At 72.6% G+C, this 17,287-nt stretch carries 18 protein-coding genes; 8 read left to right on the top strand and 10 right to left on the bottom strand.

Annotated elements, in window-relative coordinates:
* Positions 1-50 precede the first annotated feature (50 nt).
* Positions 51-1,208, top strand: a complete 1,158-nt coding sequence (locus LCN96_RS40675) for a CaiB/BaiF CoA transferase family protein (protein ID WP_225267736.1) — start codon at positions 51-53, stop codon at positions 1,206-1,208.
* A 74-nt stretch (positions 1,209-1,282) separates the two neighbouring features.
* A complete protein-coding gene (locus tag LCN96_RS40670) occupies positions 1,283-2,770 on the top strand; it encodes a carboxyl transferase domain-containing protein (protein WP_225267735.1) in 1,488 nt (495 codons plus the stop codon).
* On the opposite strand, the gene LCN96_RS40665 is transcribed toward LCN96_RS40670, so the two are convergent.
* Genes LCN96_RS40665 through LCN96_RS40635 form a run of 7 tightly spaced genes read right to left on the bottom strand, consistent with a single transcriptional unit; the run spans position 2,767 to position 9,567 of the window.
* Positions 2,767-4,689, bottom strand: coding sequence for a hypothetical protein (locus LCN96_RS40665; protein WP_225267734.1), 1,923 nt, complete (start codon positions 4,687-4,689; stop codon positions 2,767-2,769). The genes LCN96_RS40670 and LCN96_RS40665 overlap by 4 nt on opposite strands.
* Complete coding sequence (locus tag LCN96_RS40660) at positions 4,686-5,183, bottom strand: sigma-70 family RNA polymerase sigma factor (RefSeq protein WP_225267733.1); 498 nt, start codon at positions 5,181-5,183, stop codon at positions 4,686-4,688. Before LCN96_RS40660 ends, LCN96_RS40665 begins: the two co-directional genes overlap by 4 nt.
* A gap of 34 nt (positions 5,184-5,217) precedes the next feature.
* Positions 5,218-5,613 carry a hypothetical protein gene (locus LCN96_RS40655; protein ID WP_225267732.1) on the bottom strand — a complete coding sequence of 132 codons (396 nt, stop codon included), beginning with the start codon at positions 5,611-5,613 and terminating at the stop codon, positions 5,218-5,220.
* Positions 5,610-6,056 carry a hypothetical protein gene (locus LCN96_RS40650; RefSeq protein WP_225267731.1) on the bottom strand — a complete coding sequence of 149 codons (447 nt, stop codon included), beginning with the start codon at positions 6,054-6,056 and terminating at the stop codon, positions 5,610-5,612. Before LCN96_RS40650 ends, LCN96_RS40655 begins: the two co-directional genes overlap by 4 nt.
* Before the next feature lie 46 nt (positions 6,057-6,102).
* Entirely contained in the window at positions 6,103-6,879 is a 777-nt protein-coding gene (locus LCN96_RS40645; protein WP_225267730.1) for a carbon-nitrogen hydrolase family protein, read from the bottom strand.
* Positions 6,839-7,795, bottom strand: a complete 957-nt coding sequence (locus LCN96_RS40640; RefSeq protein ID WP_225267729.1) for a DUF418 domain-containing protein — start codon at positions 7,793-7,795, stop codon at positions 6,839-6,841. The genes LCN96_RS40645 and LCN96_RS40640 overlap by 41 nt, the downstream gene beginning before the upstream one ends.
* Entirely contained in the window at positions 7,771-9,567 is a 1,797-nt protein-coding gene (locus LCN96_RS40635; RefSeq protein WP_225267728.1) for an alpha/beta hydrolase, read from the bottom strand. Before LCN96_RS40635 ends, LCN96_RS40640 begins: the two co-directional genes overlap by 25 nt.
* Before the next feature lie 25 nt (positions 9,568-9,592).
* Here LCN96_RS40635 and LCN96_RS40630 point away from each other — a divergent pair, with 25 nt between their 5' ends.
* Positions 9,593-10,759, top strand: a complete 1,167-nt coding sequence (locus LCN96_RS40630; RefSeq protein WP_225267727.1) for a pyridoxal phosphate-dependent aminotransferase — start codon at positions 9,593-9,595, stop codon at positions 10,757-10,759.
* Positions 10,760-10,904: 145 nt separating this feature from the next.
* Positions 10,905-11,471: a GNAT family N-acetyltransferase gene (locus LCN96_RS40625; protein WP_225267726.1), complete on the top strand. Its 567-nt coding sequence runs from the start codon at positions 10,905-10,907 to the stop codon at positions 11,469-11,471.
* Between the two features lie 128 nt (positions 11,472-11,599).
* Here the strand turns inward: LCN96_RS40625 and LCN96_RS40620 are convergent, their stop codons facing one another.
* The 3 genes from LCN96_RS40620 to LCN96_RS56920 all read right to left on the bottom strand — a co-directional run bounded on the left by LCN96_RS40620 (position 11,600) and on the right by LCN96_RS56920 (position 13,962).
* Positions 11,600-11,938, bottom strand: a complete 339-nt coding sequence (locus LCN96_RS40620; RefSeq protein ID WP_225267725.1) for an Atu4866 domain-containing protein — start codon at positions 11,936-11,938, stop codon at positions 11,600-11,602.
* A 163-nt stretch (positions 11,939-12,101) separates the two neighbouring features.
* Entirely contained in the window at positions 12,102-13,226 is a 1,125-nt protein-coding gene (locus LCN96_RS40615) for an FUSC family protein (protein WP_225267724.1), read from the bottom strand.
* Positions 13,227-13,275: 49 nt separating this feature from the next.
* Positions 13,276-13,962 carry an alpha/beta fold hydrolase gene (locus tag LCN96_RS56920; protein ID WP_263657382.1) on the bottom strand — a complete coding sequence of 229 codons (687 nt, stop codon included), beginning with the start codon at positions 13,960-13,962 and terminating at the stop codon, positions 13,276-13,278.
* A gap of 157 nt (positions 13,963-14,119) precedes the next feature.
* On the opposite strand from LCN96_RS56920, the gene LCN96_RS40605 reads away from it, so the two are divergent.
* The 4 genes from LCN96_RS40605 (at position 14,120) to LCN96_RS40590 (ending at position 17,240) form a co-directional block, all read left to right on the top strand.
* Entirely contained in the window at positions 14,120-15,211 is a 1,092-nt protein-coding gene (locus tag LCN96_RS40605) for a barbiturase (RefSeq protein ID WP_225267723.1), read from the top strand.
* Between the two features lie 79 nt (positions 15,212-15,290).
* Positions 15,291-15,620 carry a PadR family transcriptional regulator gene (locus LCN96_RS40600; RefSeq protein ID WP_225267722.1) on the top strand — a complete coding sequence of 110 codons (330 nt, stop codon included), beginning with the start codon at positions 15,291-15,293 and terminating at the stop codon, positions 15,618-15,620.
* A complete protein-coding gene (locus tag LCN96_RS40595; protein WP_225267721.1) occupies positions 15,617-16,642 on the top strand; it encodes an HD domain-containing protein in 1,026 nt (341 codons plus the stop codon). Before LCN96_RS40600 ends, LCN96_RS40595 begins: the two co-directional genes overlap by 4 nt.
* A 64-nt stretch (positions 16,643-16,706) precedes the next feature.
* The gene (locus LCN96_RS40590; RefSeq protein ID WP_225267720.1) at positions 16,707-17,240 is read left to right on the top strand and encodes an SseB family protein; all 534 of its coding nucleotides are present in this window, start codon (positions 16,707-16,709) and stop codon (positions 17,238-17,240) included.
* The last annotated feature ends 47 nt before the right edge of the window (positions 17,241-17,287 follow it).

Raw genomic sequence — 17,287 nt, 5'->3', positions numbered from 1 at the left:
GTACTGAGAGAATGTTCTTTCACCCCGATTCGCAAGCGGGAGGTTGGATCTTGCTCGGACCCCTCGGTGACATCGTCGTACTCGATCTGTCCAGGGCCCTGGCCGGGCCGCACGCCGCGCAGATGCTCGGTGACCTGGGCGCCAGGGTGATCAAAGTCGAGCATCCGGACGGGGGCGACGAGTCGCGCGGCTGGGGTCCGCCGTTCGTCGGGCCGGATCACGATATTTCGACCTACTTCCTGGCAGCCAACCGCAACAAGCAGTCCATCGCCGTCGATCTGAAGTCCGCCGAGGGCAAGCAGCTCATCGAGCGGCTCGTCCGCCACAGCGACGTCCTGGTGGAGAACTTCCGCACCGGCGTGCTCGACCGCCTCGGCTTCACCGTCGAGCGCCTGCACGAGCTCAACCCGCGCCTGGTCATCCTGTCGATCACCGGCTTCGGCCACGACGGGCCCGAGGGCGGCAGGCCCGGCTACGACCAGATCGCCCAGGGCGAGGCGGGGCTGATGTCGCTGACCGGCCCCTCGCCCGACGAGCCGTACCGCGTCGGCGCCTCCATCGGTGACCTGCTGGCCGGCATGTACGGCGCGTACGGCGTGGCCGCCGCGCTGCACGAGCGCGCCCGCACCGGCAGGGGCCGGGTCGTGCGCACCTCGCTGCTGGCCGCCATCACCGGCGTGCACGCCTACCACGGCACCGCCTGGACGGTCGGCGGCCAGGTCACCGCGGCGGGCGGCAACCACCACGCCTCCATCGCCCCCTACGGCGCCTTCCGCTGCGCCGACGGCATGCTGCAGATCGCCGCCGCCAACGACGGCCAGTGGCGCAAGGTCGCCGCGCTCCTCGGCCTCGACCCCGAGCAGCCGCGCTACGCCACCAACCGCGACAGGTCCGCCCACCGAGACGAGCTGATCACCGACATGGAGAAGGCGCTGTCCGCCCACGACCGCGCCCACTGGCTGGCGAAGCTGGCCGAGGCGGGCGTGCCCGCGGGCGCGATCAGGACCCTCGACGAGGTCTACGCGTGGGAGCAGACCCGCTCGCAGGGCCTGGTCGTCGAGGTGGAGCACCCGGTGCTCGGCACGATCGAGCTGCCGGGGCCGCCGCTGCGCTTCGACGGGCTGACCGGGGTGGAGCACACCGCGCCGCCCGCGCTCGGCCAGGACGGCGAGGCCGTGCTCGCCTGGCTGGAGGAGCGCGAAAGTTGATCGCGAACAGGTGGCACCGGCCAGGGCGCTCATGCGTCAACATTGCATCGTTGGCTGACCTCTAGGGAGCGATAGTGAGCCGTCCGGACGCGCGCACACTGATCGAAACGATCCTCGACCGGGGGTCGTGGAAGTCGTGGGACGCGCCGCCCGCCGATCCGGCCGAGCCCGGCTCCTCCTACGCCGACGAGCTGGCCGCGGCCCGCGTCAAGTCCGGCTACGACGAGGCCGTGATCACCGGTGAGGGGCTGCTCGACGGGCGCAGGGTGGCCGTCGTGGCGTGCGAGTTCTCGTTCATGGCGGGCTCGATCGGGGTGGTCGCGGCCGAGCGGTTCGCGGCCGCGGCCGAGCGGGCCACCCGCGAGCGGCTGCCGCTGCTGGCCCTGCCCGCCTCCGGCGGCACGCGCATGCAGGAGGGCGCGCTCGGGTTCGTCCAGATGGTGAAGATCACCGCGGTGATCCAGGCGCACCGGGCGGTCGGCCTGCCGTACCTGGTCTACCTGCGGCATCCGACGACCGGCGGGGTGTTCGCGTCCTGGGGGTCGCTGGGGCACGTCACGGTGGCGGAGCCGGGGGCGCTGATCGGGTTCCTGGGGCCGCGGGTGTTCGAGTCGCTGCACGGCTACCCGTTCCCCGACGGCGTACAGGTGGCGGAGAACCTGCACGCCAAGGGCCTGCTCGACGCGGTGGTCTCGGCCGAGGAGGCGCGGGAGGTGGCGATCAGGGCGCTGACCGTGCTCGCCGCCGACCGCTCGGCCATCGAGGCCGGCGAGCCGCCCGAGGAGGACCTGCGGCCGGTGGAGGCGTGGGAGGCGATCACCCGGTCCAGGCGCGACGACCGGCCTGGCGTACGCGCGCTGCTCAAGCTCGCCGCCACCGGCGTGACCCCGCTCAGCGGCACCGAGGAGGGCAAGAACCAGCCGGGGCTGCTGCTCGCGCTGGCCAGGTTCGGCACCGCGCCTGCGGTGGTGCTCGGCCAGGACCGGCGGCTCCAGCGCGCCGACTCGCCGCTCGGCCCGGCCGGGCTGCGGGTGGCCAGGCGCGGCATGAGGCTGGCCGCCGAGCTGGGCCTGCCCCTGGTCACCGTGATCGACACGGCCGGGGCCGACCTGTCGAAGGGGGCCGAGGAGGGCGGGCTGGCCGCCGAGATCGCCCGCTGCCTGGCCGAGCTCCTCACGCTCGACGCGCCCACCGTCTGCCTGCTGCTCGGCGAGGGCGCGGGCGGCGCCGCGCTGGCGCTGCTGCCCGCCGACCGGGTGCTCTGCGCGCAGCACGCCTGGCTGGCGCCGCTGCCGCCGGAAGGCGCCTCCGCCATCCTCTACCGCTCGGTCGACTTCGCCCCCGAGATCGCCCAGGCCCAGCACATCCGCGCCACCGACCTGCGCCGTGACGGCATCGCCGACCGGGTGATCCCCGAGCTGCCCGACGCCGCCTACGAGCCCAGGCAGTTCTGCGAGCGGGTGGGACGGGCGCTGGAGTACGAGATCGCGGGGCTGCTGCGGGTGAGCCCGGCCGACCGCTTCGCGGCCCGCCAGGCCCGTTACCGCGACCTGGGCCGTTAGCCGCTCTGCCAGAGCTGCTCGCCGGCGGCGTCGAAGCCCTTGACGACCATGCCGGCGGAGAACTCGCCGCCCTCGGGCACCGGCCCGGCGAACAACGTCACACCCTGGCCGAACCGGTCGGGAACGGCCGTGGCCGTGCTGGTCAGACCGTTGGAGGTGACGAGCTCGACGCGGGCGGTGCCGGGCAGCGCGTAGCCGTACCAGGTGCTCCGGCCGCGCCGCCACCACATCGGCCGCTCGGCGTCGAGCAGGCCGCTCAGCTTCTCGCCGGGCAGCGGCCCGGGCAGCGACGTATCCACCTGGTCGCCCTCGAAGAAGGCGACGCAACCGGGCGCCGCGACGGCGGCGCTCACGCCCGCCGCCACCTGCTGGCGCTCGGCGCCCGCGGCCCTGCGCCCGCAGGTCCTGTCCGGCTCGGGGTGGCGCTCCAGCGGCCCGTTCTCCGGCTGCACGGTGAAGCCGGAGACGATCACGTCGCCCCTCGGGATCGTGACGTGCCAGATCGGGGCCGGGGTGCCCGTGCCGCGCAGGAACCCGGCACGGACCCGGGTGCCGTCGGAGAGCACCGCCGTCACCGCCTTCCACTCCTTGCCGACGACCCCGAGGTAGGTGACGGTGCCGGGCTCCGGCAGGTATCTGGTCAGCGGATACGGGTTGAACATGCCGTTCCGGCTGCCGCCGGTGCAGAGCGTGCCGTCCCCGGCGGAGGAGGACAGGCCGCCCGACCTGCACAGCGTGACCGCCTCGGGGTCGCCCTTCATCTCGATGCCGGTGAACCAGGCGCGCACCGGCTCGCCGGAGCCCTCGGTGCCCGGGATGGTCATCACCTCGCCGACGGGCGGGAAGCGGTCCTCCTCCGTGGCCGCCTCCTCGCGCCAGATCTCCGTGCCGGAGGCGTCGTAGGCGACGGTCGCGAAGCGGTCCTGTGGATCCGTGGTCGGGTCCTCCACGGCGAACAGCGTGAGCCCCAGACTCCACGGATCCGGTCTGGTGGCGGCCTCGGCCGTGACCCCGCCGGGGAAGACGAGGGCGACCCTGGTGACGTCGGGGCGGGCGATGCCCATGATCACGTTCTCGTCGGCCATCGCGAGCACCGGCCGATCGAGCTGGACGCCGCTGGAGACCAGGTGTGTGCCGTGCCGCAGCCAGCGGATCGAGGTGTCACGCCCGGTCCGCCGCGCCTGGGCGGTGACGCCGGCGGGCAGGTCCACGGCCGGGCCCAGGTCCTGGCCCGCCTCCTGGCCCGCCATCAGGGCGCGGGAGGCCGACCCGATCGCCCGGCCCGCGCCGTCCGCGATCTCGACCGCCGCCATCGCGTGCCGGGCGGGATAGGTGACGGTCCAGATCGCGTACGGCGCCCCCGCCGGCCGCAGCATCGTGCCGGGCAGGCGCTGCCCGTCCTTGGCCACCCCGGTGATCCCGCCGACGTCCGGGAACGCCACGCCCCAGTCCAGTGCGTTCTGCGCCCCTCCGCGCAGCGTGCTGCCGGCGAACCAGGCCTCCGCGCCGTCCTCCTCCACGACGGGGGAGCAGTTCCCGTACGGCTCCGCGTCGGCCCGCTCCAGCACGAAGCAGAGCTCGGGATGGCCCGCCTTCGCCTCGGCGAACCAGAGCCGCAGCGGCTTGCCCTCCGTCGGGTTGTCCACGCTGAGCTGCTCGCCGGCCGGCGTCCTGTCCTGCATCAGCCGCTGGTAGATCGCGTCGGCGTCGGCCGCGGTGTTCCTGCCCAGGCCCCCGTCGAGCAGGACGGGAACGAACACGGCCAGCAGCGCCACCGGCAGCGCCGCCGCCGCCAGGCGCAGCGCGAGGTAGCGGCGCGGCCGGCGCTCGCGCGTCCGCAGCCAGGCGTCCGGGCTGCTCTCGAAGCTCTGGGCGCGGGCGTCGAAGGCCGCCCGCAGGCGCTTCTCCAGGTCGTTCACCGGTCCTCCTCCTTCAGCGCCCTGCCCAGGGCCGCCAGGCCCCTGCTGGTGTGGGTCTTCACCGATCCTGGGGAGACGCCCATCGCGTCGGCGATCTCGCGCTCCGGCAGGTCCAGCCAGTAACGCAGGACGAGGGCCTCGCGCTGGCGGCGCGGCAGGCGGTCCACGGCCGCCAGCAGCTCGCGGTGCTCCTCGGAGACGAGCACGGCGTGCTCACTGCTGCGCACGTGCTCGGGCGGGTCGGGGCGGCGCAGCCGGACGAGGCGCAGATGCCGCAGGCGGTTGCGGGTCAGATTGCAGACGGTCGCGCGGAGATAGGCCATCGCGGCCCCGTCGTCGCGCAACCGCCGCGAGTGCAGCCGGGCGAACGCCTCCTGGGCGATGTCCTCAGGATCGTCCGCGCCGAGCAGCCCGGCCAGTCGTACCAGGGACTGGTACTGGGCCGCGAACAGCTCGGCGAACGACGGCTGCGCCATGGTCGCTGTTTCGGTCACACCCCTAGAGACACCCGAACGCGCCGATCGTTGACTAGGGGACCGGAATCCTTTCGACGCGGATCGAGAAGACCTCCTCGCGGGGCACCACGACCTCGTACGCGCCGTGGTCGACCATCCAGTAGCCCAGCGCCTCGGCCTTCATCCCGCTGTGCCCGGTGTAGGCGATGTGCAGGCCGTCGTCGTCCTCGTCGAGCACGATGCACGGCTCGCCGCCGAACGCGCCCACCGTGCGGATGAGCACCAGCCACTCCACCTGCGACCGGGGCACCACCCGCCGCCAGTAGCCGGAGGCGGGCTCGAACCCGTCCAGCTCGACCTCGCTGAACAGCACCACCTGGTCGTTGTCGGGGCCGAGGGCGGCGGGCAGCGTACGCTCGGCGTAGCGGGCCACGAAGCCGGAGGCGACCGGCGCGATCTCGTCGCTCATGCGGCGGGCCGCCAGGTCAGACCGTCGTACAGGGCATAGGCTCGCTCACCCTCGGTGGTGACGTGCACGATCTCCGCCCCGGCCGGGATCGGCATCGGGACGGTGTGGAACTGCGGCACCACGTGCTCCGACGACGTGGTGAACCCGTTGCCCGCGAACGGTGGCGCGTCGCTCCAGTCGCCGCCCATGTGCGGCCCGTACGGCACCGCGTAGGTGTCGACGTCGCGGGCGAACCAGCGCATCAGGTACAGCTCGGGCACCTCGGCGAACAGCTCGGAGCCGTCGAAGGACAGGTCGAGCCCGTAGTAGAGGGCTTCGGGGGTGGTCAGCCTGACACAATCCTGCACCCGGTAGACGTAACCCGAGATGACCGTGCGTTTGCCCGACAGATATGGCACGAGCAGACGCGGCGGGACCACCTTCTGCATCTGCGTTCCGCTCACAGTCCTACTTTACGATCGCTTGACCCTCGGGTGGACCGCCCGGGGGTCACAGCACCCGGTGTTCGAGGCACGGCAGCATCGCCCTGGCGGTGGCGGTCCACTCCCGGTCCACCTCGACGATCCGCACGCCGGGGCCGGTGCCCAGGTCGGAGCGGACCACGCCGAGCGGGTCGACCAGCATGCTGCGGCCCACGCCGAACCCGTCGGAGGACTCGGCCGGGTTGGGCGCCTGGCCGACGGCGGCCGTCCACATGGTGTTCTCCAGCGCCCGCGCCCTGACCAGGGTCACCCAGTGGTCCTCCTTCAGCGGCCCGGACCCCCAGGCGGCGATCACCGCGAACAGCTCGGCGCCCCGGTCGACCAGCGCCCTGGCCAGCTCGGGGAAACGGATGTCGTAACAGGTGATCAGCCCGACCCTGACGCCCGCCAGCTCCACCACGGCCGGCTCCGCGCCGGGCGCGACCAGGTCCGACTCCTTCGCGCCGAAGGAGTCGAACAGGTGGATCTTCCGGTACGCCGCCCGCACCTCGCCCCGCGCGTCGATCGCGACCGCCGTGTTGTGCACCCGATCCGCGCCGGGCTCGAACACGCCCGCGATCACCGCCAGCCCGTGCTCCCTGGCCGAGTCGGCCAGCCCCGACACGAACGGCCCGTCGAGCGGCTCGGCCAGCGTGGTGATCCGCCGGCCGTACCGGGTGAGCGTGGCCTCGGGGAAGATCGCCAGATCGGCGCCCTCGGCGGACGCGAGCGCCTCTCTGACCCTCTTGAGATTGGTGGACGGGTCAGGGGACACCGGGATCTGGCAGAGGGCGATTTTCGTCACGGCCCGACTTTAACCGGTTGGGCACCACTCGAAACCAGGTCAGGCACCGCCATACCCATTCGAGCGGGCCGTACTTGAAGGTCGCCAGCCACCACCTGCTGAACAGCACCTGCGCGAGCAGCGTGACCGCCGTCAGCCCCACCACCGACCACCGGGTGCGATCGGCCTCCAGCAGCGGCAGGGCCAGCACGATGACGGCGGTGCCGGTGACGTAGTTCGTCAGCGCCATCCTGCCCAGCGGCTCCAGCACCGCCGACAGCCGGGGCCGCAGGATCAGCAGCAGCCCCAGCGAGTACGCCGCCGCGCCCGCCAACGCGGCCACGCTGTAGACGATCCAGTCGTTCGTGCTCACCCATGCCGTGGTCAGCAACGCCGAGGCCAGCGCGGCGACCGCGAACCCCGGCAGCAGCAGCGACCGGGGCGGCCGCAGCTGCCACAACCCCATGCCGACCAGGAACAGCCCGGGGATCAGCAACGGCCCGGCACCCACCCCGGGCATCATGGCCCACGCGACCCCCGCCACGCCCAGCAGCAGCACGGGCAGCCCCTCGGCCAGGAACGAGGCGGGCAGCAGCACCAGGGCGCCGTAGAAGGCGTAGTCGGTCAGCACCTCGCCCTCGTAGAACTGGTGCTGGATCATCCCGAAGCAGAACAGCCAGAACAGTCTGCTCAGCAGCGCCCACCGGCTGTTGCCCTGCAGGAACAGCAGGAAGCCGATGCCGAACAGCAACGAGAAGATCGGATAGAACCGGCTCTGGAACAGGCCCTCGATCAGCCAGTCGAGCCCGACCGGATGCGCCTTCTTGACCTCGACGTGTTGCCAGGTGTTGACCAGCATGATGCCGCCCACCGCGAAGCCGCGTAGGGCGTCGAGCTCATGGATGCGCGTCTTTACAGGACCCAGGTGAACCACCATACGAGGAATCCGCCGCTGATGACGGTTGCCGCGATCTGCGGCCATCTGCGGTCGTGGAGCAGGGCCGCGGCGGTCAGTATGGCGGAGATCGCGGCGATCGCACTGTACGGCACCATGAGGTCGGGGATGCCGACGGCCAGGGCCGTCTCGTTCCTGTTCGCCAGGGTGAGGACGGACTGGGCCAGCAGCCCCGTGAACGCCACCCCCGTCAGCCCGCCGAACGCGCTCAGCGCCCTGCCCTTCAGTGCGGCCGTGACGAGCTGTATCAGGGAGGCCAGCGCGAACAGGGCGAGGGGCGCGGCCAGCCAGGGGGAGCGGGAGATCTGGTACGGCGCGGCGGTCACGTGCAGGCCGCCCGGCTGGAGCTGGGGAGGCGGGCACCCGGCGAGGGCCTGGTGGGCGGGGTCGGCGAGGAACGCGGCCATCCGCCGGCGGGCGCAGGCGGAGGACAGGAAGACGGCGTGGGAGAGACCGGCGAACTGCTGGAAGCGGCCGTCGGGGAGGGACTCGGCGGCGGGGCCCGAGGTTCTCGGGGGCGTCGTCGGGTCGTACTGGCCGCCGAGCACGTAGACGGGGGCCTTCACGGTGGCGGTCGCGTTCGCGGTGGCGGTCGCGTTCGCGGTGGCGGTCGCGTTCACGGTGGTGGTCGCGTTCACCGTGGTGGCGGTGCCGGAAGTGACGGCCGGGGACGCGCTTCCCGGCAGCTTCCAGGCGTCACACACCGCCTTGTCCGCCTTCATGGTGAACAGCCGCGTCCCCTGCCCGCCGAAGGTGTTGAACGGCACCTCGTCCTGGCACTGCACCGCGTGATACAGCCCGAACTCGTGCGAGGTCAGCCCCTCGCCCACCGCGTCCGCCAGTGGCCGCAGCAGTTCGTCGTGCCCTGCCGCCGCCAGCGCGTTCACCATCGCCGGAACCACGGCGGCGACCTCCGCCTCGTGCAGCGCCTCCGCCAGGATCGCGGCCACGTCGTCCCCGCTCATCCGCGCGGTGAACTCCCGGCCCGCCAGCGGGTCCAGCACGGGGACCAGGGCCGGCGTCCGGTTGAGCCGCGCCACCATGGCCTCGAACGGCTCACGCACTCCCAGCAGCGCCATCGTGTCGGTGAGGTTCCTGCCGGCGTCGTCGTACCAGGCGATGCCCGCGGGCAGGTAGGAGTCGAGCAGCACCGACCGCACGCCCCCGGGGTCGGCCGCGGCCACGTCCATCATGACCCGGGTGGAGTAGCTGACGCCGAACAGGTTCCACGGGCCGTAGCCGAGCCGGCCGCGCAGCGCGACGACGTCGGCGGCGATCTCCTTCGTGGTGTACCCGCGCAGATCCACGCCCTGCTCGCCGAGCCGCTCGCGGCACCGCCGCGCGGCGTCGGCCACGTCGGCCCGCGGCTGCCGGAGCTGGCCGAGCAGCGCCTGCGCGGTCTCGGGGCAGGCCAGCGACGGCTGGGAGTACCTGCTGCCGCGCTGCTCGACGGTCACCACGTCCCGGTCCGGGAACATCTGGCTCAGGAACCCGATGAGCTGCATCGACGCCGACCCGGGCCCGCCGCTCATGTAGACCACGGGGTCGGGCTTGCGGTCGGGGGCCGTCGAGAGGTGCACGGCGTACCCGACCTCGACCGTCCGCCCCGGCGTGTCCCTGCGCTCGGGAACCTCCAGGAAGCCGCAGCTCGTATGGGCGGGAACCGGGACGGGACAGGGCACGGACGGCGCTGCGGCCGGGGTCATGACGGGGGGTGCGGACAGGACGAGAGCGAGCACGACCCGAATGATCACGGGACGAGACTAATAGTGTGGAGCCGTGGAGGAACCACTTGTCAGCAGGATGCGCGCCTTCGGCACGACCATTTTCGCGGAGATGAGCGCGCTCGCCGTCCAGACCGGATCGATCAACCTCGGCCAGGGCTTCCCTGACACCGACGGCCCGGCCGCCATGCTCGACCGCGCCGTCCAGGCCATCGGCGCGGGCGCCAACCAGTACCCGCCGGGGCCGGGGGTGCTGGAGCTGCGGCAGGCGGTCTCGGAGCACCGGCAGACGCACTACGGGCTCGCCTACGATCCGGTGGGCGAGGTCATGGTCACGGTGGGCGCCACCGAGGCGGTGGCGGCCGGCGTGCTCGCCCTGTGCGAGCCGGGCGACGAGGTGATCGCCTTCGAGCCCTACTACGACTCCTACGCCGCCTCGATCGCCCTGGCCCAGGCCAGGCTCGTTGCCGTCACGCTCAGGCCCGTCGAGGGGCGCTTCACCTTCGACCCCGACGAGCTGCGCGCCGCCGTCACCCCGCGCACCCGCGCCATCCTGGTCAACTCCCCGCACAACCCGACCGGCACGGTCTTCACCCGCGACGAGCTGACCGTCATCGCCGAGCTCTGCCAGGAGCGCGGGCTGATCGCGATCACCGACGAGGTGTACGAGCACCTCACCTTCGACGGGGTCGAGCACGTCCCGATGGCCACCCTGCCGGGGATGCGGGAGCGCACGGTCATGATCTCGTCCGCGGGCAAGACGTTCTCGGTCACCGGGTGGAAGACCGGCTGGGTGTGCGCGCCGCCCGCGCTGGTCACGGCGGTGCAGACGGTCAAGCAGTTCCTCACCTTCACGGCGAGCGCGCCGTGGCAGCTCGCGGTGGCCTACGGGCTGCGGCACGAGATGGAGTGGGTGACCGCGCTCGCGGCCGGGCTCCAGGACAAGCGCGACCGGCTGATGGAGGGGCTGTCGGCGGCGGGCTTCTCGGTGCTGCGGCCCGCGGGCACCTACTTCGTGCAGACCGACATCCGGCCGCTGGGTTTCTCCGACGGCCTCGACCTGACGCGGCGGCTGCCCGAGCTGGCGGGGGTGGTGGCCATCCCCACGCAGGTGTTCTACGACCACGCGGAGCGCGGGCGGCACTTCGTCCGGTTCGCCTTCTGCAAGAAGGACGAGGTCATCGACGAGGCGGTCACCCGGCTCAAGCGCCTGTCCTCCTGATAAGATCGGCGCGGACCACTTCTGGATGAAAGGGGGCTGATGAATATGGCTGTCGACAGCCGTGTTCAGCATGCCCTCAACCGGCCCGTGTGACCTTTCGAGCGCGCGGCCCCGGTTGTCCTCTGAAACGACCAGGAGTTGTCACATGCGTTCTTCATCCTTCGACCCGTCCGCGCCGGCAGACGCCGACCTGATCACCGAGCGTCTCGCCCTGCGCGTGTGGACCCCCGGTGACGTCGAGGCGGTCCTCGACGGCGCCCGGCCCTCCGACGGCGCCGAGGCCCTCTCTGACGGGGCCCGGCCCGCGCACTGGGCCGGGGACTTCCCCGCCGAGGGTGACCAGGTCATCGCCGGGCTGCTCGGCGAGCACCCGGCCTGGCTCGGCCCGTACGGTCACCGGCTCATCGTCGAGCGCGACAGCGGGCTGGTGGTCGGCTCGCTCGGCCTGTTCTGGCCGCCCCAGGACGGGGCCGTCGAGATCGGCTACGGGGTCGTGGCCTCGCGCCGGGGCCGCGGCTACGCCTCCGAGGCGACCCGCGCCCTGACGGCGTTCGCCCTGACCGCCCCCGAGGTGCACACGGTGCTCGCGCACGCGGAACCGGCCAATCCGGCCTCGATTCGCGTGCTCGAGAAGGCCGGGTTCCGGCGGGTGAGCTCCACGGAGGAGCTGGCCCGCTTCGAGGTCACCGCGCCGTATCCGTTCCAGCCGTAGCCCCTTGAGGCCGGCGGCCCGCGTCGCGGCCCGCCGGCCTCGACCCTCGCCCGACCCTCGCTCGTCCAGCATCGCCCCCGCCATCGCCCCCGCCATCGCCCCCGCCATCGCTCCGGTCATCGCTCCGGTCATCGCTCCCGGTAGAGGACGAGGTGCTCGTGGTAGAGCACGCCGTCGCGGACGTCCCCGGTGGCGGTGAAGCCCGCGTCGTCGAAGTAGTCGAGGTGGTCGCCGGTGACGGTGTACCGGCCGGTGTAGGCGCGTTCGCGGCCGTCGCGCTCCTCCTCGTAGCGGCCGTCGGGCAGCAGCTCCTGCCTGATCCGGCCGTCGGCGGTCACCCACATGCCGACGTACGGGTGCGGGGGCGCGCTCGCCCGATCCGGCGCCTGCTTCGCGCCACGGCCGCCGTCGGCGCAGGCGGTCATCGCGGTGAGCAGGCCGAGGGTGAGCAGCATTCTGCCGATCATGTGAATCTTCCTTCCGGGTGGCGGTGATGACGAGTCTGCCGAGGCCGGAAGGATGGAGGCAGTGGTGAGATGTTCCTAGGAGGAACGCACCCACGCTGGCGGGCTCCGACGCCCTGCCGCGGTCGCGGGCGACCATGCACCCGCTTGAGCCCGCACGGGCCCCTCACCCGTGCCGCGTCGCCTCGTCCTCCACACCGCTCCGCCCGCCCGAGCCGCCCTCGTCCAGTGGCGTCAGCGCCGCCGTGGCCTCCTCGTGCTCCATCCCGGTGGCCTGCAGCAGATCCACCACCACGGACCGCAACTGCGCGATGATCACATGCGCCGAGAACCCCAGCCCCCGGGGCCGCTCACGGGCCGCCACGGCCAGCAGCGCCTGCCGCGCCAGCGTCGGCTCCCGACCGGCCCCCAGCTCCAGTTGCAGCAGCAGCGCCGCCTCGGACACCTCGCGCATCGCCTCCGCCAGCGCGGCCGGCGGCGGGCTCGACTCCCCGAGCGAGGCCAGCGTGCGCCTGCTCAGCACCCGGGCGTTGCGCAACGCCAGGTCCACCGGCACGGCGGCGGTCTCGTAGCGGGCCAGGCGGGCCCGCCGGTGCCAGTGCAGCGGCGAGATCATCGTGATCTCCTTGCTGGTCTCCAGCGCCGCCTCGTACTCCTCCACCGCCGCCTGCGTCGTACGGGCCTCCTCCAGCGCCTCGGCCGCCAGGTCGGCGTCGCGTTTCTCGATGGCCTCCGCCGCCCGCTCCAGCACGGTGGACAGCGCGTCGAGCACCCCGGACAGATGCTTGGCCGCGATCGCGAACGGGCTGGCGGGCATCAGCGCCACCGCCGCGATCCCGATGACGCCGCCCGTCAGCGCGTCGGCCATCCGGTCCAGGCCACCGGCGCCCTCGCCGGGCACGAGCGTGGCGACCAGCACGGCCGACGAGCCCGCCTGCGCCACGAACAGCGCTCCGCTGTTGAGCAGCACGGCCACGGTCATGGCCAGCCCCACCACCAGGGCGAGCTGCCAGGCTCCCGAGCCGATCCAGGCCACCAGCAGGTCGCCCACCCCGACGCCCAGGCTGACCCCGACGACCAGCTCGACGACCCGGCGCAGCCGCTGCCCGAGGCCGACGCCCACGCAGATCAGCACGGAGATGGGGGCGAAGAACGGGGCGGGGTGGCCGAGCAGCTCGATGGCGGCGGTCCAGGCCAGGGCGGCGCCCACCGCGCACTGCACGATCGACGGCGCCGTGAGGCCGAACGTGCCCAGCCGCTCCTTGACGAGATCGCTGAGCCTGTTTAGCACTCCTCCACCTTGGCGGATCTTTATGACAGTAAGGTCACATTTGCCCCAGCTAAGCCTGCTTTGCCAGGTCTGGGCCTTGGCCGAGGAAGGCGTCCACCACGCGCAGGAACTCCTTGCGGGCGTCCATGTGCACCAGATGCCCGGCCTCGACCCGGACCAGCTCCGCCCCCGGGATGCGCGCCGCCATGTCCGGCTCGAACGGGCTCAGCGTCCCCGACAGCACCAGCGTCGGCGCCGTGATCTTGACCAACCCCTCGGCCCACGCCGGATCGGGATCCAGTAGCTGCCGCTCGGTCTCGTGCACCATCCGCCAGTCGAACCCGGTCGAGCCGTCCTCCACGATCGGCGGGCGCCCCGTGAGCGGATACGCGGGCGGCGGGTCCTCCAGCACGAGCCGCTCGATCCGGTCCTGATGCCCCATCGCCACCAGGCACGCGACCACGCCGCCGAGCGAGTGCCCGACCAGCCTGACCCGCCCGACGCCCAGGTGGTCGAGCAGCGCCACCACGTCCGCCGCCATCTCGGGCAACCGATAGGTGCCCGGACGGTCGCTGGCCCCGTGGCCGCGCAGGTCGGGGGCGAACACGTGGTAGCGGGCCGCGAAGTGCTGGGTGATGCCGTTCCAGTCGTTGTGGTTGGCCGTACGGCCGTGGATCAGCATCAGCGGGGGAGAGGACGGGTCGCCTTCCTCCCGGTAGACGAGCCTGATCCCGTTGACGTGCGCGTCGCGAATCACAGTCCGACTTTATGGCGTTCGTCCGGTGCCGCGATCGCCGCCCGCGATCAGCGCGTCTTGACATCGCCGGCGGGGTTCCTGGGCACACATTGACCATGAACCCCGCCGGCCGGCTCGGTAGCGTGGGGACCCGCCGCCAGCAGAAAGGGCGTACGCAATGCCGGACCCGATCGAAGTGCGCAAGGTGCCGATCGAGAGCGTCACCGACGCCTCCGGCCTGTCCAGGCTCATCGCCGACGGCGTGATCGAGGCGGACCGGGTGCTGGCCGTCATCGGCAAGACCGAGGGCAACGGCGGAGTCAACGACTACACCCGCATCCTCGCCGACCGCGCCTTCCGCGAGGTCCTGGCCGAGCACGGGCATCCGTCGCCGGAGAGCGTGCCGCTGGTCTGGTCCGGCGGCACCGACGGCATCCTCAGCCCGCACGCCACCGTCTTCGCCACCACGGCCGACGCCCCCGCCTCCGAGGAGCCCCGGCTGTCGGTCGGCGTCGCGATGAGCGAGGTCATCCTGCCCGAGGACATCGGCCGGCCGGCCATGGTCGAGAAGGTCGCCGCCGGCGTCCGCGAGGCCATGAAGATCGCGGGCATCGACGACCCGCGCGACGTGCACTACGTCCAGACCAAGACCCCGCTGCTCACCCTGGCCACCATCACCGACGCCAAGAGCCGCGGCCAGGACACCGCCATCGAGGAGACCGGCCCCTCCATGGACCTGTCCAACTCCACCACCGCCCTCGGCATCGCCGTCGCCCTCGGCGAGATCGAGATGCCGTCCGCCGGCCAGATCCACAAGGACCTGTCGCTGTACTCCTCCGTCGCCTCCTGCTCCTCCGGCGTGGAGCTGGACCGGGCGCAGATCGTGCTGGTGGGCAACGTCCGGGGCATCGGCGGGCGCTACCGCATCGGGCACAGCGTGATGAAGGACGCGCTGGACGCCGACGGCATCTGGGAGGCCATCCGCGACGCCGGCCTCCCGCTGCCCGAGCGCCCGCACCCGTCGGACCTCGGGGGGCGGCTGGTCAACGTGTTCATGAAGTGCGAGGCGGACCCGTCGGGGCGGGTGCGGGGGCGGCGCAACATCATGCTCGACGACTCCGACGTGCACTGGCACCGGCAGATCAAGGCCGCGGTGGGTGGGGTGGCGGCTGCTGTCACCGGGGATCCGGCGGTGTTCGTGTCGGTGGCGGCCGTGCACCAGGGGCCGTCCGGTGGCGGGCCGGTGGCGGCCATCGCCGACGTGGGCTGAGGCCGGCTCGCCGGGGGTCATGAAGCTCAGGCCGTACGGTGACGGTTTCGCGTACGTCTACCTATGTAGAGTTCGAGACATGCGGGCCGGGTTACGGATGACCATGCCGACGCAGGCGGTCCTGCGGGCCTTTCTGGACGATCCCCTGCGTGAGCGTTACGGGCTGGAGCTGTGCGAGCTCGCCGGCCTGCCCAGCGGGACGCTGTACCCCATCCTGGCCCGGCTGGAGCAGATCGGGTGGGTGGAGAGCCGGTGGGAGGATCCTGAGGCGCACGTGGCGGAGGGGCGTCCGCGCCGCCGGTACTACCGGGTGACGACCGACGGGGCGCAGGAGGCGCGGGAGGCGATCGCCAGGGCTTACCGGGCGCGTAGGCAGCGGGTGCCGGGGTGGGTGGTGGGGTTGCCGTGAGCGGGTACCTCCAGCCGCTGCTGAAGGTCGTCGGTGGCTCGCTGAGTGGTGAGCAGCTGAGGCTGGTGCGGCGGGCGTACGAGGTGGCCGAGCGCTGGCACAACGGGCAGCTCCGGCGGGACGGGAGTCCTTACATCACCCATCCGGTCGCGGTTGCCGTGATTCTGGCTGAGCTTGATGCGAACCACGAGATGTTATGTGCGGCGCTGCTCCACGACGTGCTGGACGACACGTCCTGTTCGGAGGAGGAACTGGCCGCCGAGTTCGGCGAGCCGGTCACGAGCCTGGTGCGCGGCATGGAGATTCTGGATGATGCCGCGCGCAGACCTCCCGATTGGCCCACCGCGACGGACAGGCGCGTGCTCCTGCTCAAGCTCGCCGACCGGCTGCACAACCAGCGCACGATCAGCGGTCTGCCCGAGGCCAGGCAGCGGGTGAAATCCCAGGAGACCCTGGACGTCGTCGCACCCGTCGCGCGCCGGCTGGGGCTGACGGAGGTCGAGGCGGAGCTGCGGCGGCTGGCCATGGCGAACCTGTCGGGGCTCGGCGGTGCCCAGGTCTGCTTCGGGGCCATCACGGTGGGTGCGGTCATGCTGCCCACGGTGGTCAGGGCCAGGTGGCTGGAGGAATGGCTGGGCGAGCTGCTCGTGCTGCCCGGTCGCGGCAGCCGGGCGCGCTTCGCGTTCGCGCTCATCGTCGGCATGCCGCGCATGGCGCTGACGCTGCGTCGGCGAGCCGCCCTCGCGTCAGTCGCGGTCGGGCGCTCCGCTGCGGTCGGGCGTTCGGCTGCGGCGGGACCCGCGGCCGCGGTCCGGCGGGCGGCCGTGCGATGCCTGCGCTGGGTCGTGCGATCGGATCTGCGGGCGTGGACCGTGCTCGCGCCGCTGCTCGGCTGGCTGGTGCTGGACGCGGCGGCCGAGCGGATCACCGACGCCGTGGTGATCGTCATCACCGTGCCGCCCGTGCTGGGCGCGGCGGTGCACGCGATCCGGGCCAGACTCGGTGATGGCGACGAGTGCTGAAGGGAGCGGACGGGCGGGCGGTCGGGATCGGGGGCGGTGGCGGGCGCGGGTAGTCTCGGACGCTGTGCCGAGCATTCCGCAACCCCTCGACCCCAACGACGACGGCAGCCCCGCCCCAGCCGTCGCCGCCGCGCTGGCCGCCTACCAGGACGGCACGGCCGGCCCCGCCGAGGTGCTGAACGCGCTCGGCGGTGCCCGCCTGCTGGTGCCCGTGGTGGCGTTGCTGACCGAGTCCGAGGTGGGGGAGCACGGGCTGCGGCAGGAGAAGGAGAGCGAGATGGCGCTGCCCAAGCTCGTCGGGCAGGACGGCCGGCAGGCGGTGCTCGGGTTCACCGGCACGGAGGCGCTCACCCGGTGGCGCCCCGACGCGCGCCCGATCCAGGCCACCACGCTGCAGGTCTGTCAGGCCGCCGTGCAGGAGGGGGCGGCGGCGGTCGTGGTGGACGTGGCAGGGCCGGTGCAGTTCGTGATCGAAGGTGAGGTGCTGGCGGCGCTCGCCGCCGTCGAGTCCGGCACCGTGAGCGAGCTGGACGGCGTGACCGTGGCCAGGGTCGAGGCCGCGCCACGCAAGCGCCGCTGGTTCTCGCGCCGCCGCTGAGGCAGGACCACCTGCCATACCGGGTGCGTATGGCGGGGCGCGGCCGG

Source organism: Nonomuraea gerenzanensis (genome assembly GCF_020215645.1).
GTDB classification, from domain to species: Bacteria; Actinomycetota; Actinomycetes; order Streptosporangiales; family Streptosporangiaceae; genus Nonomuraea; species Nonomuraea gerenzanensis.
Note: the sequence above shows the minus strand (reverse complement) of the source record. Positions and strands in the feature narration are given on the sequence as shown.

Bases quoted from the DNA above. Each gene is read 5' to 3' on its own strand.
- LCN96_RS40605 (WP_225267723.1), top strand. From the start codon at position 14,120: ATGCCGGACCCGATCGAAGTGCGCAAGGTGCCGATCGAGAGCGTCACC.
- LCN96_RS40620 (WP_225267725.1), bottom strand. From the start codon at position 11,938: ATGATCGGCAGAATGCTGCTCACCCTCGGCCTGCTCACCGCGATGACC.
- LCN96_RS40600 (WP_225267722.1), top strand. From the start codon at position 15,291: ATGCGGGCCGGGTTACGGATGACCATGCCGACGCAGGCGGTCCTGCGG.
- LCN96_RS40625 (WP_225267726.1), top strand. From the start codon at position 10,905: ATGCGTTCTTCATCCTTCGACCCGTCCGCGCCGGCAGACGCCGACCTG.
- LCN96_RS40640 (WP_225267729.1), bottom strand. From the start codon at position 7,795: ATGGTGGTTCACCTGGGTCCTGTAAAGACGCGCATCCATGAGCTCGAC.
- LCN96_RS40655 (WP_225267732.1), bottom strand. From the start codon at position 5,613: ATGAGCGACGAGATCGCGCCGGTCGCCTCCGGCTTCGTGGCCCGCTAC.